A 15414-nucleotide genomic window follows, 5' to 3' on the forward strand; every position below is an offset into this window, starting at 1 on the left:
ATGTTTACAGTCAGTCCATTAACTCAAAAGAAAATTCGCCACTTTAAAGAGATCAAACGTGGTTACTGGTCATTCGTGGTTTTATCAATCATGTTGATCCTCTCTCTGTTTGCAGAGCTGTTGATCAACAGTAAAGCTCTCGTCGTGAAGTATGACGGCAGTTTCTACTTTCCTGTGGTCAGTGATGTACGCTTAGGCAGTGATTTCGGCCAAAACTCCGCAAGTGAAGCAGATTACCGTGTACTGCAGAAGGTGTTTGAAGAGCAAGGTGGAGATAATTTTGTCATTTTGCCGATCGTTCCTTGGAACCCGTATGAGCAGGATTTCAGCGGTGATTTCCCGCCAACAGCACCGAGCGCTGAGAATAAGCACTATTTAGGTACTGACGTTATCGGTCGAGATATCTTAGCTCGTCTGGTTTATGGCTTTAGAACCGCGATGGGATTTGCGTTGCTAACCATGATCGTCTCGTACGCGATTGGTACAGCAGTAGGTTGCGCGATGGGTTTCTGGGGCGGCAAATTCGATTTGTTCGTTCAGCGACTTATCGAGATCTGGTCGATGGTGCCATTCCTGTACGTGATTATGATTCTGGTTTCAATCGTTCAGCCCACCTTCGCGCTCTTCGTCGCCATCAACGTTCTCTTCTCCTGGATGGGGATGACGTGGTACATGCGGACCATGACCTATAAAGAGTCGGCTCGTGAATACGTAATGGCAGCGCGTGCTTTGGGTGCATCAACGGGACGTATTCTATTTAATCATATACTTCCTAATACGATGGTTATGATTGTAACACTGGCTCCATTTACTATTGCGGCTAACATTACTGCACTAACAGCGTTAGATTACTTAGGCCTTGGCCTAATGCCACCAACACCGAGCTGGGGTGAGCTACTGCAACAAGGTAAGTCGAATTTAGACTCGCCATGGATTGTGTCTTCAGTAGTGACTTCGATTGTATTGGTATTGGTGATGGTGACCTTCATTGGTGAAGCGATCCGAGCGGCTTTCGACCCGAAAAAATTCACACGCTATGTTTAATTAAGCGTGTGAACAAAACATAAAAAAGGGAAGTTTTATGAATAGATTACTTTTAGCGTCTACGTTGACCGCCCTGAGTTTCGGTGCAATGTCCGCGACGCTCCCGACTGACTTAGAATGGAAAACAAACTGGGATGAGCCGCAATATGGCTCTCCAGAAGCTAAGCGTGGTGGCACTTATCGCACTTATATGTCGAGTTTTCCACAGACATTACGTAGCGTAGGGCCAGACGCGAACGCAGGACTGCGTGCTTTCTTGTTAGATGACACTCCGGGGTTGGTGGTGCGCCATCCGGATACTTTGGAATTCATTCCTGAGCTGGCAAATGAATGGGCGTTGGCTGGTGATAACAAGACGGTTTACTTCCGACTAAACCCGGAAGCGAAATGGTCGGATGGCAAGCCAGTGACTGCAGACGATTTTGTCTTCATGCTCAAGTTCTACCGTTCCGCAGATATTCTTGAGCCTTGGTATAACGATTACTACAACAAAACGGTCGCAGACGTCGTTAAATTCGATGATCACACGTTTTCAGTTGTAGCAGCTAAAGAGTTCAACCAAGAAGAACTGATGTTGAGAATGGGCGCGTTACGCCCACGCCCAGCGCACTTCTATGCTAACCCAGCCAAAGATGAAAACGGCGATGGCATCCATGATGATTTTGTTCGTTACTACAACTTTAAAAGTGAACCAACCACAAGCGCTTACTACCTGGATGATATCAAGAAAGGCAAAAGCGTAACGTTTAAACACGTTGGTAAAGACTGGTGGGGCTATAGCAATAAGTACTACCAAAACCGCTACAACGTCGACAAGATTCGTATCACTGTCATTCGTGATAATGACATTGCGATGAAGCACTTTGAGAAAGGCAATCTCGACGCCTTTGGCTTAATACTACCAAGTTTGTGGCATGATAAATCGAACACGGAACCGTATCAAAAGGGCTACATAGAGAAGTTCTGGGGCTACAACCAATATCCTGTAGGGGCTGGTGGCCTTTGGATCAACACGGCACAACCGCTATTGAATGATCTTAATGTGCGCAAAGGTGTCACCTACGCGACGGATTTCGATGGCATGATCGAAAATGTCTTGCGCGGTGACTACTCCCGTAAGCCTAATCCAACCGGTTTTGGCCATGGCAAATACTCGCTGCCGGATGTAAAAGCACCCGCCTTTGATGTCGATAAAGCTATTGCAGCATTTGAAGCCGCAGGCTTTGACCAAATTGGGGCTGACGGCATTCGCGTTAACTCTGAAGGTCAGCGACTGAGTTTCGAGTTGACCTATGGAACGCCTGTCCACACTCCGCGTATCGCTTATCTAAAAGAGCAGGCTAAGTTGGCTGGTTTGGACATTGAACTGAAACTGGTGGATGGTTCTTCGATGTTCAAATATGTGCGTGAGAAAAAACACGATCTCGCTTTCCTGACCATGAGTACTTCTGAGATTCCAACCTATTGGGAATACTTCCATTCGGTCAATGCCAATAAGCCGCAAACGAACAACTTCACCAATTACAGCACACCAGAGCTGGATGAAAAAATCATGGAGTATCGTTTCGGTTTAGATATGGATAAGAAAATCAAACTCGGACACGAAATTCAGCGCAACATTATCGATGCGCACGTGATTATCTCAGGCTACATGGTGCCTTACGTTCGCTACGGCCACTGGCGCTGGCTAAAGCTACCAGAAAAACCGATGAACCGTATGACAGAAGCACTTTACAGTGATGGTGTTATTGGTGACGGCACATACTGGATCGACAGTGATGTGAAAAAAGAAACTCAAAAAGCGATGAAATCGGGTAAGACATTCGAGCCTGTAGTTGAAATCGACGACACCTATAAGCTGTAAGGAGGTGTTATGGAAAACGATGTAATTTTAAGTGTTAAAGACCTCGAAGTAGAATTTATGACCGACGATGGGCCGGTAAAAGTACTCCATGGTGTGAACTTTGATGTTCGAGCCGGGCGCACGCTTGGCTTAGTAGGTGAGTCGGGCAGTGGCAAGAGTGTGACTTCAATGTCTATTATGGGGCTGCTGCCGAAGCCATACGGTAATATTGTGAAGGGTGAAGTGAACTACCGCGGAACCAATCTGGTGGATTTGCCTGCAAATGAAATGTATGCAATGCGTGGTAACCGCATTTCTATTATCTTCCAGGATCCAATGACGGCATTGAACCCTGTTCACACCATCGGCCGTCAGATTTGTGAAGTACTCGAACTACACCGCCCAGAGCTGGATAAGAAGTCACGCGAGTCCTATGCAATTGAAATGTTGGATAAAGTAAAAATTCCAATGCCAGAAAAGCGTCTCAACGAGTATCCGCACAACTTGTCTGGCGGTATGCGTCAGCGTGTCATGATCGCAATGGCACTGGCTTGCAAACCGGACATTTTGATCTGTGACGAACCAACAACTGCACTGGATGTAACCGTACAGGCGTCTATCCTTGAACTAATGAATGATCTTCAGGAAGAGACGGGCATGGCGATGATCTTCATTACCCACGACCTCGGTGTGGTGGCAGAAGTGTGCGATGACGTGGCAGTGATGTATGGCGGGCGCATTGTTGAAAAAGCAGAGATTTTTGAACTGTTTGATAACCCGCAGCACCCATACACGGAGCGTTTGATGGGATTGATGCCAAGCTTAGATAATGAACCTAAGCAGATGATCGACATCAAACCAATAGATGCAAGTATGTTTGCTCACTAGTACAAAGTGAACGAGTCATAAAAGAGGATGTTATGGCAAAAGAAGTATTAAGAATTGAAAATCTTAAGCAGCACTTTGTATCTGGTAAAGGACTGTTTAAGAAAGGCTACACGATTAAGGCAGTAGACGGTGTGTCTCTGTCTGTCGGTGAAGGGGAAACACTGGGTCTGGTAGGAGAATCAGGCTGTGGTAAAAGTACCTTAGGTCGAACTATATTAAAGCTTTACGAACCAACGGAAGGCAAAATCTTTTTCGAAGGCAAAGATATCACCAAGTTGTCGGTAAAAGAGATGCGCTCTCTGCGTAAAGACATGCAGATTGTATTTCAGGACCCGATGGAGTCGCTGAACCAGCGCCACACCATCGGTATGATACTGGAAGAACCCTTTGTTATTCATAAAATTGGTACGCCAGCTGAGCGCAAACAGTGGGTGAAAGAGTTATTGGTTAAAGTAGGCTTGCCAGAAACGGCAGTAAACCGTTATCCGCACGAATTTTCTGGTGGCCAACGTCAACGTATTGGTATCGCTCGAGCTATTGCGTTAAAACCAAAACTCTTGATTTGTGACGAGTCTGTTTCGGCGCTGGATGTATCCGTTCAGGCTCAGATCCTGAACCTGTTGTTACAGCTGCAGCAAGAAATGAATCTGGCGATCATCTTTATCTCGCATGACTTATCGGTGGTTAAACATGTCTCAGATAAGGTCGCAGTGATGTACTTTGGTAAGGTGGTAGAAGCGGGTAACGCGAAAGAGATCTACGCCAATCCTCAGAACGAATACACCAAAAAGTTGCTATCTGCTATTCCGATTACGCACCCTAAATACAGGAAGAAAAAGCGTTTGGCTGAAAAAAAGCAGCGAGTGGCGTAAGCTGTGCCACTTCTAGGTTAAACAATAAACGCTCCGCCAAATAGTCGGAGCGTTTTTGTTTTGTATGATTTTACAGCTAGCATGCTAAACTCAGGTTTATCTCTTTGGTTTTATTTGGATAATTGACTATGGCGTCAGAGTTACCTAAATCATTCAGCCGACCGTTCTTAAAAATCTTCCATATCTTTGAGGCGATACTGTTGGTCGCTATTACCTTGGCGACCTTGTATGCCATGGTAGAAGAGTTCATTCATGTTTTTATTGAAAAACGCGTATTGCTAACAGACATCTTGTTGATGTTTATCTATCTCGAAGTGTTAGCGATGGTTCGGCAGTTTGTGATGAACGGGAAAATTCCGGTTCGTTACCCTATCTATATAGCAATGATGGCGATTGCTCGTTACATCACTCTTGGTATGAAAGAGTTGGATGCAGTTCCTGTTGTTTGGTTATCTCTAGCGGCATTGATACTTGCGGCGGCGACATTGTTAATTCGTATCGGTCATCATTACTGGCCGTACGTAGATAACCGCACGGCGGAAAAAGACGAGTAAAGCAGGCTTTATCCCAAATGGTTGAATCAATCAGTGGCTGAACTATTGTTGTTCAGCCATTTTTTCATAGTAAAGCCGCTGCTGCTCATTGAGTTCTTCTCTGATTTTTGCGGTTTCCTGTTCATTCCCGAGCAAGCTAAGACAATAATCCATATCGGCTTGTGTAAAGCGTTGCTCTGTTTTGGCCTTATGAGCGAGGGAGCGTATCGGGTCTGAACACTGGTTACGCTGGGTAATTTCTTTAAGGGGTTTACACGGTTTATAAGCCTCAAAGGCAAATGACATCGGTAAGTAGCCAGTCCATTTTAGTTGTTTGGCCATGATTGAGCAATGCAGCAACGCTTCTGCGCGTTCTAAGTCGACTTCCGGTTCTTGCTCTGCTTTGCTTATCGGAGAAAAAATTAGAGAAAACAGTATGCTGCTATAAACAAGAGATTTATTGATCATAATATGGCCTCGTTTTATAGCTGGCTTTCTTTGCTAACGGCAATGTATGTGGTTTGTGATAAATAATTATAGTTTATAGGTTTGCGTAAGTGTGCTTATTCAAAGTAAGAGTAAAGGTGAAAGAGCGCTGTTATATCAGTTTGGGTATGCCCATTTACTTAAAAAGCGCGATTTGAAGATTAAGTCCCCCCGTTTTAGGTGCTAATTAAGATATTTCTATCTGGTTTTTTAGTGTTTAAATGAGCCCTTGCTTTGTCCGACCTACAGCTATCTTCTCTTTTTGAACCTGATTTTGAGATCTAACTCGAAATATACGCTTGAGAATGAAGTACAAAAAATAATTAAGTTTTTTGTAAATGCGGACTTTGAGGAAATATCCCACATATATTGGCTGAGAGTCTAAACGGTTTTTTAAATCAATATTGGACTTTATTTTTAAAGTTGTTACTTATTTCAGTGTTATTTGATGTTTTTTAATTTTTGTTACTTCCGGTGTTACCAGCTTATTAATATTTAGACTTGTGATTTAAGGCTATTTAATTTTCTAATTCTTTAAATTTAAGTGATTTTGTTAAATATTTGTTAATCAAAAAGTTCTGTTCTCATTAAAATTATCACCGATACTGTTGCGATAGTCATGTCACTGGATAATCTAACTATTTTCTTGTTTACCAGGTGTTACATTTCTACTGTCTTATAGTCGCCTCGTTCCTCCCCAATTAACAGATTAAGATGACCGTTTAATGTCGATGCTGGAAGAAAACGAGTGATTGATGGGTTTGTTTGTCAGAGTCTAATTTTTAGAATTGTCATTACCCAATCCGTGGAAGTGATATGTCAATTTTAGGCAATTTATCTGTCGAAATTGTGCAAACAGTTTTTTACATTCATATTGATTTCTTATATGATGGCCAAAATTCTAAAATTCATATATTAATCAAGGTTAAAGATAATAGAGAACTATTATTGCGGCTCTTTATTGGTATACCCTCACTTGCAGAAAAAAAGGAGATTCAAGTGAAACTTTCACTATTGGCAATCGCGGTTGGCTCCATAATTTTAGTCGGCTGTAATGATAGTAGCACTGATACTATATCGTTTTCTAAGGATGTACGTGCATTCGATGGTGCTGTTCAAGGTATGACTGCTCAGTTTGATTGTATTGATGGTTCAGGCGGCGCTATCAACGGGACTACTGACTACGATGGTTTTATCACTATTGAAAATGAAACGTTTGCAACTAACCCTGAAACGTGTTCTGTAACCTTCAATGGTACTGCCGATGCCGTGGATACCTCTAATGGTAAAAGCATGTCGGGCGTAAGCTACAGTGTGCCAAAAGGCTTGCTCCAAGCGGGCCAAGAAGCAGCGGCAACGCCACTGACGACAATTATTGCCAAAGTGCTTGGTGATGACGTGTATTCTGAAGAAGTTGCTAAAGAGACTTTGACAAAACTGGGTATCGATATTGATCAGCTGAACAATGATGGTGTCCAAATTGATGTTCTTGAGCTGCTTACTGACCCAGAAACAGCACTAAATACTCTTAAGGCATCGAGTCCAACGGTTTACTCAGAAATCATGGTTACCACAGTTGTACTGTCTGACACGCTTGTCGCTCAAGGTGACAAAGCAGATGTAACTGTTGATCAACTTGCTAATGTTGCTAGAAGGGTAAGTCAGGCTGTACTGGATGAACATCCAAACTATCCAGAAAATGACAATGGTGACGAAATCTATGTTGATCTTTCCGAAGCATTGGAAGATGACGCAGTATTCAGCGAAATTGCTGATGCCGAACAAGACGATGATATCGACTCGACTGATCCAATCTTTGATAAAATTACTGATGATATAGCATCAGCTAGACCATCGGTTCCCGTCCCTGATCCTGAGCTTCCATCTACAGGCGGTACAGGTGGTACAGGTGGTAGTGGTAGTGAAGGCGGCGGCGGCGCTTAATAACTTTCACTTTCCTCATCATCGTTAAAAGATTAGTCACCCACAGCGTTCGCTTTGGGTGACTTTTTATCAATGGATGTATCGCATGTTCAAACCAAATTTTTCATTGCAAAGCTGCATACCAGCTGTTTTGCTTTTAGCCCCCTGTGCCAGTTTTGCTTCACCCGATAACCTCTCTTCATATCAGAGTTTCACCGGATTGGGATTTACCCCAAATGCTCAGGTGATTGATACTGGGGATTTTCATGTTTCTTTCAGCCAAGGCGCTCCTTATCAGGGATCTATTGCTCAGCTTGATGACTGGTTTTTTGGTGTCGGTATTCTTCCTGGTGTCGAAGCCGGGGGGAGAATCGTAACCAAAACTTACGATTGTAATATTTACTTTGACCAAGACTGTGGCATTCGAGACCTGTCAGCGTCTTTCAAGGCACAAGTGCCCTATTTCTATGACTTCACCGGCATCCAACTAGCTGTAGGGGCTCAAGATGTTGGTGGTGCTGTCAGCTTTTTTGATGCGGCTTATGTTGTTGCAGATAAAACCTTCGAAGATTATGGATTACGTTTCAGTACTGGCTATGGTAAATCCGATCTTAGCCTTGGGATTATGGATGGGCCATTTGGTGGGGTAGAGTGGCAACCGCTTCCCTTTACCCAACTTGTTGGCGAATATGATGCCAGCGAATTCAATGTCACAGCGAAGGTTTTTACTCCCGAGGGCTTTTTGCCCTATGGCATTCAAACCTCTGCTCATGTTGAACTTTACACCGGCCACCAGAGTAGTGAACAGACGCTATGGGGCATCAATACTGCCATTCCATTATTAGGTTATAGCAGCAATAGTATTAATAGCCGTAAGCGATTGAAACTGGCTGAACAAGAAACGACTGAGCAGCGTCTTGCCTCTGAGTTGGCTGAAAGTAAATCAACTAGCCTGACGTCTTTGCAACAAGCTCTCAAGAATGAAGGCTTTATCAATATTCAAACGGGTACCCATCTTAACCAATTTGTTGTTGCCCTCGAAAACCGACGTTATAACCACAACGAAGTTGACGGTGTCGGTGTGGCCTTGGGCTTAATCGCAACAAACCTAAGCCATGATACCCTTGCTGATATGGTAAGTAGCAGTGATGCACCAGTGATCAACGTGCTGTTGTTGAACAACAATATTCCAGTAATGCGAGTTTCCACTACACTGGACTGTTATCAGGACTTTTTGGTGACAGGCGAGGTATGCAAGCAGACCTCGTTTTCGTCAAAAAACCTCAATGAATACCGCAAACAGACTCAGTGGATCCACCAGAATATCAACGAAGGTATTGGTCGCTCGCAACTCATCTTTGCGCCGATTATGAATTACAATGTTGCTACGGAGTATGGTGTTTTTGATTATTCTGTCGGTCTGAGCTCCAACTTATATACACCACTGTGGCAAGGCGCTGCGTTTGATATCCGACATGTATTGCCGCTGGGGGACAGCGATGATTATGACAGCGGTGGTATTTGGGAAAATCAAAGCTTAGATAATGAGATCAACCGTGTTCTAATCCACCAAGCTTTCCGTCTACCTATTGATATTATGACCCAGTTTTCTGCCGGTTATATCTACGGTGGTTACCTCGGCGGGATGAACGAAACGCAATGGAATTCACCTGAAGGGAACCATGGCGTTAGCTTCCAAATTAGCGAATTCACCTACAAGGATGATGTAGACTCACGTGGCCGTCAAATCGAAGACAAAGCGACCCGCTTAGCCAACTATACCTATTCAAAACCAGACTGGAACTGGCAGTTGAGTTTACGAGGTGGGGAGTATTGGTTTGGTGATAAAGGCTTTGATATCACGACCACGCATTGGTTAGGTGACGCTAAATTCTTTGCGAAATACTTGAATAGTGAAGATGAAGAATTTCTGACTCTTGGGGTTTCTTTACCATTGACGCCTTGGCGAGACATGAAGCCTGGATACTTACAGGTTAGAGGTATCGACCAATATGAGCTGACGGTACAAACTCGAATCAATGATTCTCACAACAATGTGAATACCGGCCTTGGGCAGTCTATTGAGTTGCAACACAGTTTGGAGCGTGAGTATCTTAACCGTTCGAGGCTAACACCAGCGTATTTCAATACCAACCAACAGCGTATGAGAAATGCGTATATTCGTTTGTTAGAGCAAGAACTTTAAGTAGATTAAAAGTGATATTTAAGGGCGGTTACCTAATTTAGGCTCCGCCCTTTTTTCTTTAGAGGGTTAGGTATGTGAAAGTGATAAATACCCTAGAAAATATTATTCGATGTTCTGGATCTGTTCACGCATCTGCTCAATCAGAACTTTTAGCTCGACGCCAGATGCCGTGATGTCCGTGCTGATTGATTTCGACGCTAGAGTGTTCGACTCACGATTGAACTCTTGCATCATGAAATCCAGACGACGACCGACAGCGCCACCTTTTTTCAGAATGTTAGTGGTTTCTTTTACGTGAGAGTCGAGACGATCCAGCTCTTCTGCAACGTCAGATTTTTGCGCCAAAAGGATAAGCTCTTGCTCCACGCGAGAAGCATCCAGCTCGACTTTGGCATCTTCAAACTTAGAGAACAGACGCTCACGTTGCCACTCCAGGATTTCTGGCATGCGCGCACGAACTTTTACCACTTCTGCAGTAATAGCATCTAGGCGTTGTTCGATCAGCGCTTTCATGTTGTCGCCTTCACGGCCACGCGCATCAATAAACTCACCTAAAGCTTCATCAAAAGCACTCAGTAAAACCTTGTTTACTTCATCCATGTCTTGCTCTGGCGTTTCCATCACACCTGGCCATTGCATGACTTGGAATGGGTTGATGCGGCTTAGTTCGCCCGTCATGTGCATCACTTGCTCTGCCGCTTTAATCACTTGGTTTGCCAGAGTTTCATTGATGCTAAGTTCACCTTTCGCGGCTGGGTTCGCTTCAAAACGAAGGTTACACTCAACTTTACCGCGAGCCAGGCGCTTACGAAATCGCTCGCGTAGCAAAGGTTCTAGTGCTCGGAATTGTTCTGGCATGCGGAAGTAAGTTTCCAGGTAGCGCTGGTTTACACTGCGGATTTCCCATACCGCCGAACCCCAATCGCCTTTCACTTCTTTGCGCGCATACGCTGTCATACTGTAAATCATCGAATTTTCCTGTCTTCAATTTTTTGAAAATTACCTAGAGAGTGTATCACGGAGTGAGAATAGGTGCGCGGGATGTAGCGCGATGTACTAGGGAAATGTGCATCGATTGCATGACTTGTGACCTAGGAATCCGGAATCGATTCCGCTATAATCCTCGCCCAACCAAATCGTCTTCTCCTCATATTTAAGGTAGATGCCCATGCGTCCAAACGATCGCAAGGCGGACCAAGTTCGCCCAATCAAAATTACTCGTAACTACACCGCTTACGCTGAAGGCTCAGTGTTAGTGGAGTTCGGTAATACCAAAGTGTTGTGTAATGCGACCGTCGAAGAATCTGTACCGCGCTGGCTAAAAGGCCAAGGTAAAGGCTGGGTAACTGCAGAATACGGCATGCTGCCACGTGCAACACACTCTCGTACTCGTCGCGAAGCGGCAAACGGTAAGCAGGGTGGCCGCACGATGGAAATCCAACGCCTTATCGCGCGCAGTCTACGTGCTGTTGTCGACTTAAAGGCGATGGGTGAGTTTATGATCACCGTTGACTGTGACGTAATTCAAGCGGATGGCGGCACAAGAACTGCTTCAATCAGTGGCGCAAGCGTTGCGATGGCAGATGCGTTCCAGCACCTAATTGAGAGCGGCAAGCTAAAAGCAAACCCAATGAAAGGCCACGTAGCGGCGGTTTCTGTTGGTTTGCTAGGTGATGAAGTACTGTGTGACCTTGAATATGTTGAAGATTCAGCCGCGGATACCGACATGAATGTTGTCATGACTGAAGAAGGCAAGATGATTGAAATTCAGGGCACAGCAGAAGGCGAACCGTTTAGTCACGAGCAACTGATGGCACTGCTGGAGTCGGCGAAAATCGGCATTAGCGAAATCGTCGCGGCGCAGAAGGCGGCGTTAGAAAATTAATTTTTAAAAATAGCTTCCCCGCAAAGGAAGCTATTTTTTTGCGTATTTTTAGGGCTTTTGTCCTAGAACTTTAATACTGATATCCACACACTGAAAATTGAGAGAAATCCATGAAAGCATACCAGCGTGAATTTATTGAGTTTGCACTTGAGAAAGAAGTTCTTAAGTTTGGTGAGTTTACTTTGAAATCAGGCCGTAAGAGCCCTTACTTCTTTAACGCTGGTCTTTTCAATACAGGTCGCGACCTTGCTCGTCTTGGTCGCTTCTACGCAGCCGCATTGGCAGACTCAGGTATCGAGTTCGATGTGTTATTTGGCCCTGCGTACAAAGGTATCCCTATCGCGACGACAACAGCAGTAGCACTTGCGGACCACCATGATATCGACACGCCTTACTGCTTTAACCGTAAAGAAGCGAAAGACCACGGTGAAGGTGGCAACCTGGTAGGTTCGGCTCTTGAAGGTCGCATTATGCTGGTTGATGATGTGATCACAGCAGGTACCGCAATTCGTGAATCGATGGAAATCATCAAGGCGAATGGTGCTGACTTAGCTGGCGTGTTGGTTGCTATCGACCGTCAAGAAAAAGGCAAGGGTGAGCTGTCTGCGATTCAGGAAGTGGAACGTGACTTCGGCTGCGCGGTGATCTCTATCGTGAGCCTGGGCGACCTGGTGACTTACCTTGAAGAGAAAGGTAACGCAGCAGAGCACCTGGAAGCAGTAAAAGCGTACCGCGCAGAATACGGCATTTAATCTATTCTGAAGCTTTAAAACGTAAAAAAGGGGCTGGTGGATATCCATCAGCCCCTTTTTATTTTGTTACCACTTATCTGTAGCGAATGCCTTTTGGCACGTTTTCATCCTGCATGGTTTTGTAGCGCTTATGCAGCCACATCCATTGTTCAGGAGCGCGTAAGATGACTTCTTCTACGTATTTGTTCATGTACGCTGCGGCGGCAACTTCGTCTTTTTGCGGGTAATCGGCTTCAATGCATTTATCTGCAATGATTTCATACTTGCCCTGCTCATTGCGGAAACCAGAACCCGGAACAATGGCACACTTCGACGTATAAGCCAGAATGCTCGTACCTGTTGTCGTACACGCATCCTCTACTGCGAAGAATGGCACATACACCGATTTGTTGCGTCCGTAATCGTGGTCAGGTAGATAGAACAGACGTTCACCACTACGCAAGACGCGAATCATCTTTTTCACGTCTTTACGGTCAATCAGTTTGTTGCCGTTATGGGTGCGGCCCCAGTACTGGATAAAGTTATAAGCTGGATTATCGTGTGGACGAAACGCACCGTAACCAGCCAGTCCCATGACTGCAAAAGCACGTGCGGTGATTTCAAGGTTCAATGCATGCACACAGCAGAGTAGGACGCCTTTTCCTTCTTGCGCCTTTTCTTTCAGAGCACCAACATCTTTTTCCACTAGCAGCGTTTTAAAGCGCCAAGTTGGCCAGAACCAGGTAATGCCGGTTTCGATCAGTGCCATGCCGGTGTTTTTGAAGTTTTCGGTAACGATACGATCGATGTCTTCTTGAGACTTGTCCGGAAAAGCCAACTCAAGGTTACGCTTTGCGACGTGTACTCGTTTTTTACCATAACGCATGCCGAGCTTACCCACCGATTGGCCCAACGACAGAAGCAAGCGGTAAGGAAGAATATTAACGATGATCGCCAGTAGACCAAACCCTATCCACACGCCCCAGTTGCGTGGATGGAGAAGGGAAAGAGAAAACTCTGGCTGCATGTGGTTGTCTTTACTCATAATCTCTACTTAATTTGTGCGCTGAGCAATGCCCAATATTCATCAAAGTTGGCAGTAGGTTGATATTTGAAGTCACTACGAACAAAGCGGTTTAGACTGCCTTCTACTTGACCTAGGATCTGTGCCGCAAGAATGCGTTCTTCTACAGGGAAAGATTTCCCTTCACGAAGTTTACGTTCACGTAGGATCTGACGCAGTTGCGTTTCAATTCGTTCGAATAGCTGATTGATTCGCTCACGCAGACGTTCATTCTCAAACATTAGAGCATGACCTGACAGAATGCGTGTCAGACCCGGGTTACGCTCCGAAAAGACCAGAATCAGGTGCATCACCATGCGGATACGCTCTAAGGTATCTTTTTCGTCGTCAAGAATACGGTTAATACGAGTCATTAATGCTTCTTCAATGAACTCGATCAAACCTTCGAACATACGCGCTTTACTTGGGAAATGGCGGTAGAGCGCCGCTTCTGAAACGCCAACTTGTTTCGCCAGTTTTGCCGTAGTAATACGTGAAGCGCCTTCTGTAGATTCAAGCATCTGTGCTAACGCTTGCAAGATCTCTTCACGACGATTGGATTTTTTACTGCCGGCCATTAGTTATTTCCTTTCAAAATACAAAGTTGAGCGGAGGGGATTATAAGACGCTAAGTCGGATCAAACTAGACTACTGAGGGTGGATTGGGAGTTACAACACCCTCAATTGTCATGTTTGTACTAAATTTTCGCCAGTTTCTTATCAAAAAATGAGCACTAATTACATTAATGCGTGCATTTTTTCGAGGATTTTAAAACTCAGTGCCTCTTTAGATTCTAAAGCGAGAGCGAGTTCACCTTCTGGCCAGAAAAGAGTAATCGCATTGTCGTTGCTGTTGAAGCCTTGTCCTTCAACCGATACGTCATTTGCACATATCATATTGAGGTTTTTCTTCACTAACTTACCACGAGCATAAGTTTCGACATCGTTAGTTTCAGCGGCGAAGCCGACAGTGAATGGGCGCTTGTCTGTCATGGCTGCAACCGACGCAACAATATCAGGGTTTTTCACCATTTTGATGACCATCTGGTCGTTGTCTGCGGTCTTTTTCAATTTTTGAGACGCGATGTCTTCTGGTCGGTAATCGGCTACTGCTGCGCAGCTGATAAATGCATCATGGCTGGTGGCGTGCGACATTACAGCATCATACATTTCCTGAGCGCTTGCGACGTTAATGCGTTCAACGCCCGATGGAGTAGTTAAACTAACTGGGCCGCTCACCAAAGTTACTCTTGCTCCCAGTTGTACTGCTGCATTCGCCAGTGCAAAGCCCATTTTGCCAGAGCTGTGGTTGCTGATGTAGCGAACAGGATCGATCGCTTCGCGAGTTGGACCGGCGGTGATCAGTACTGATTTTCCTTCGAGTACTTTAGGCTGAAAAAACTGCTCACACAGGTGAACCAGCTGCATTGGCTCTAACATACGGCCTGGACCAACATCACCACATGCTTGTTCGCCAGCACCAGGGCCCCAAATGTGCATGCCACGACGAGCCAAGGTTGCGATGTTCTCTTGTGTGGCCACATTACTATACATCTGTTGGTTCATTGCCGGAGATAGCGCAACTGGTGAATCAGTGGCTAACACTAGAGTTGTCAACAGGTCATTTCCCATCCCTGCCGACAGTCGAGCAATCAAATCAGCCGTTGCTGGCGCGAGCAAGACTAAATCGGCCCATTTTGCCAATTCAATGTGCCCCATCGACGCTTCAGCGGCGGGATCAAATAGGCTGTCAGAGACTGGATGGCCAGAGACCGCCTGCATGGTGAGAGGAGTAATAAACTCCTGAGCCGCCTTGGTCATCACGACGCGCACTTGTGCGCCTCTCTCTATTAAACGACGAGTTAGCTCCGCACATTTATACGCGGCAATACCGCCACTGATGCCGAGTAGAATTTTCTTTCCTGCTAGTGTTTGCATGT

14 protein-coding genes are annotated in these 15414 nt (G+C 45.2%); 9 read left to right on the top strand and 5 right to left on the bottom strand.

Annotated features, from left to right (window positions below):
* The 5 genes from DBX26_RS00605 to DBX26_RS00625 all read left to right on the top strand — a co-directional run bounded on the left by DBX26_RS00605 (position 1) and on the right by DBX26_RS00625 (position 5201).
* The gene (locus DBX26_RS00605) at positions 1 to 1044 is read left to right on the top strand and encodes an ABC transporter permease (protein WP_014230570.1); all 1044 of its coding nucleotides are present in this window, start codon (positions 1 to 3) and stop codon (positions 1042 to 1044) included.
* Between the two features lie 37 nt (positions 1045 to 1081).
* Positions 1082 to 2908 (top strand): extracellular solute-binding protein, encoded by a 1827-nt coding sequence (locus tag DBX26_RS00610; RefSeq protein ID WP_118117441.1) that lies wholly within the window; start codon positions 1082 to 1084, stop codon positions 2906 to 2908.
* 9 nt (positions 2909 to 2917) lie between these two features.
* The gene (locus DBX26_RS00615; protein WP_020335711.1) at positions 2918 to 3775 is read left to right on the top strand and encodes an ABC transporter ATP-binding protein; all 858 of its coding nucleotides are present in this window, start codon (positions 2918 to 2920) and stop codon (positions 3773 to 3775) included.
* 32 nt (positions 3776 to 3807) lie between these two features.
* Positions 3808 to 4647 (top strand): ABC transporter ATP-binding protein, encoded by an 840-nt coding sequence (locus tag DBX26_RS00620; protein ID WP_014230573.1) that lies wholly within the window; start codon positions 3808 to 3810, stop codon positions 4645 to 4647.
* Positions 4648 to 4775: 128 nt separating this feature from the next.
* Positions 4776 to 5201 (top strand): phosphate-starvation-inducible protein PsiE, encoded by a 426-nt coding sequence (locus DBX26_RS00625; protein ID WP_014230574.1) that lies wholly within the window; start codon positions 4776 to 4778, stop codon positions 5199 to 5201.
* A 42-nt stretch (positions 5202 to 5243) separates the two neighbouring features.
* Here the strand turns inward: DBX26_RS00625 and DBX26_RS00630 are convergent, their stop codons facing one another.
* The gene (locus DBX26_RS00630) at positions 5244 to 5648 is read right to left on the bottom strand and encodes a hypothetical protein (protein ID WP_118117443.1); all 405 of its coding nucleotides are present in this window, start codon (positions 5646 to 5648) and stop codon (positions 5244 to 5246) included.
* A 1017-nt stretch (positions 5649 to 6665) separates the two neighbouring features.
* Here DBX26_RS00630 and DBX26_RS00635 point away from each other — a divergent pair.
* Both DBX26_RS00635 and DBX26_RS00640 read left to right on the top strand, forming a co-directional pair.
* Complete coding sequence (locus DBX26_RS00635; RefSeq protein ID WP_118119723.1) at positions 6666 to 7610, top strand: excinuclease ATPase subunit; 945 nt, start codon at positions 6666 to 6668, stop codon at positions 7608 to 7610.
* A gap of 85 nt (positions 7611 to 7695) precedes the next feature.
* Positions 7696 to 9795 (top strand): YjbH domain-containing protein, encoded by a 2100-nt coding sequence (locus DBX26_RS00640; protein ID WP_118117445.1) that lies wholly within the window; start codon positions 7696 to 7698, stop codon positions 9793 to 9795.
* Positions 9796 to 9897: 102 nt separating this feature from the next.
* On the opposite strand, the gene DBX26_RS00645 is transcribed toward DBX26_RS00640, so the two are convergent.
* Positions 9898 to 10764: a YicC/YloC family endoribonuclease gene (locus tag DBX26_RS00645; protein WP_014230578.1), complete on the bottom strand. Its 867-nt coding sequence runs from the start codon at positions 10762 to 10764 to the stop codon at positions 9898 to 9900.
* 199 nt (positions 10765 to 10963) lie between these two features.
* Here DBX26_RS00645 and rph point away from each other — a divergent pair, with 199 nt between their 5' ends.
* On the top strand, positions 10964 to 11680 hold the full coding sequence (gene rph, locus DBX26_RS00655; RefSeq protein ID WP_118117447.1) for a ribonuclease PH: 717 nt from the start codon (positions 10964 to 10966) through the stop codon (positions 11678 to 11680).
* 110 nt (positions 11681 to 11790) lie between these two features.
* Entirely contained in the window at positions 11791 to 12432 is a 642-nt protein-coding gene (gene pyrE / locus DBX26_RS00660) for an orotate phosphoribosyltransferase (RefSeq protein ID WP_118117448.1), read from the top strand.
* Positions 12433 to 12505: 73 nt separating this feature from the next.
* Here pyrE and DBX26_RS00665 read toward each other — a convergent pair whose 3' ends face one another.
* From DBX26_RS00665 to coaBC, 3 genes are all read right to left on the bottom strand, one after another.
* Positions 12506 to 13456 carry a Kdo(2)-lipid IV(A) acyltransferase gene (locus tag DBX26_RS00665; RefSeq protein WP_118117450.1) on the bottom strand — a complete coding sequence of 317 codons (951 nt, stop codon included), beginning with the start codon at positions 13454 to 13456 and terminating at the stop codon, positions 12506 to 12508.
* Positions 13457 to 13461: 5 nt separating this feature from the next.
* Positions 13462 to 14052, bottom strand: a complete 591-nt coding sequence (slmA, locus tag DBX26_RS00670) for a nucleoid occlusion factor SlmA (protein ID WP_014230582.1) — start codon at positions 14050 to 14052, stop codon at positions 13462 to 13464.
* 160 nt (positions 14053 to 14212) lie between these two features.
* The gene (coaBC, locus tag DBX26_RS00675; RefSeq protein WP_118117452.1) at positions 14213 to 15412 is read right to left on the bottom strand and encodes a bifunctional phosphopantothenoylcysteine decarboxylase/phosphopantothenate--cysteine ligase CoaBC; all 1200 of its coding nucleotides are present in this window, start codon (positions 15410 to 15412) and stop codon (positions 14213 to 14215) included.
* Positions 15413 to 15414: the final 2 nt, after the last annotated feature.

This window comes from Vibrio sp. dhg (assembly GCF_003443775.1).
GTDB classification, from domain to species: domain Bacteria; phylum Pseudomonadota; class Gammaproteobacteria; order Enterobacterales; family Vibrionaceae; genus Vibrio; species Vibrio natriegens.

Bases quoted from the DNA above. Each gene is read 5' to 3' on its own strand.
- DBX26_RS00605 (WP_014230570.1), top strand. From the start codon at position 1: ATGTTTACAGTCAGTCCATTAACTCAAAAGAAAATTCGCCACTTTAAA.
- DBX26_RS00610 (WP_118117441.1), top strand. From the start codon at position 1,082: ATGAATAGATTACTTTTAGCGTCTACGTTGACCGCCCTGAGTTTCGGT.
- DBX26_RS00615 (WP_020335711.1), top strand. From the start codon at position 2,918: ATGGAAAACGATGTAATTTTAAGTGTTAAAGACCTCGAAGTAGAATTT.
- DBX26_RS00620 (WP_014230573.1), top strand. From the start codon at position 3,808: ATGGCAAAAGAAGTATTAAGAATTGAAAATCTTAAGCAGCACTTTGTA.
- DBX26_RS00625 (WP_014230574.1), top strand. From the start codon at position 4,776: ATGGCGTCAGAGTTACCTAAATCATTCAGCCGACCGTTCTTAAAAATC.
- DBX26_RS00630 (WP_118117443.1), bottom strand. From the start codon at position 5,648: ATGATCAATAAATCTCTTGTTTATAGCAGCATACTGTTTTCTCTAATT.
- DBX26_RS00640 (WP_118117445.1), top strand. From the start codon at position 7,696: ATGTTCAAACCAAATTTTTCATTGCAAAGCTGCATACCAGCTGTTTTG.
- DBX26_RS00645 (WP_014230578.1), bottom strand. From the start codon at position 10,764: ATGATTTACAGTATGACAGCGTATGCGCGCAAAGAAGTGAAAGGCGAT.
- rph (WP_118117447.1), top strand. From the start codon at position 10,964: ATGCGTCCAAACGATCGCAAGGCGGACCAAGTTCGCCCAATCAAAATT.
- pyrE (WP_118117448.1), top strand. From the start codon at position 11,791: ATGAAAGCATACCAGCGTGAATTTATTGAGTTTGCACTTGAGAAAGAA.
- DBX26_RS00665 (WP_118117450.1), bottom strand. From the start codon at position 13,456: ATGAGTAAAGACAACCACATGCAGCCAGAGTTTTCTCTTTCCCTTCTC.
- slmA (WP_014230582.1), bottom strand. From the start codon at position 14,052: ATGGCCGGCAGTAAAAAATCCAATCGTCGTGAAGAGATCTTGCAAGCG.
- coaBC (WP_118117452.1), bottom strand. From the start codon at position 15,412: ATGCAAACACTAGCAGGAAAGAAAATTCTACTCGGCATCAGTGGCGGT.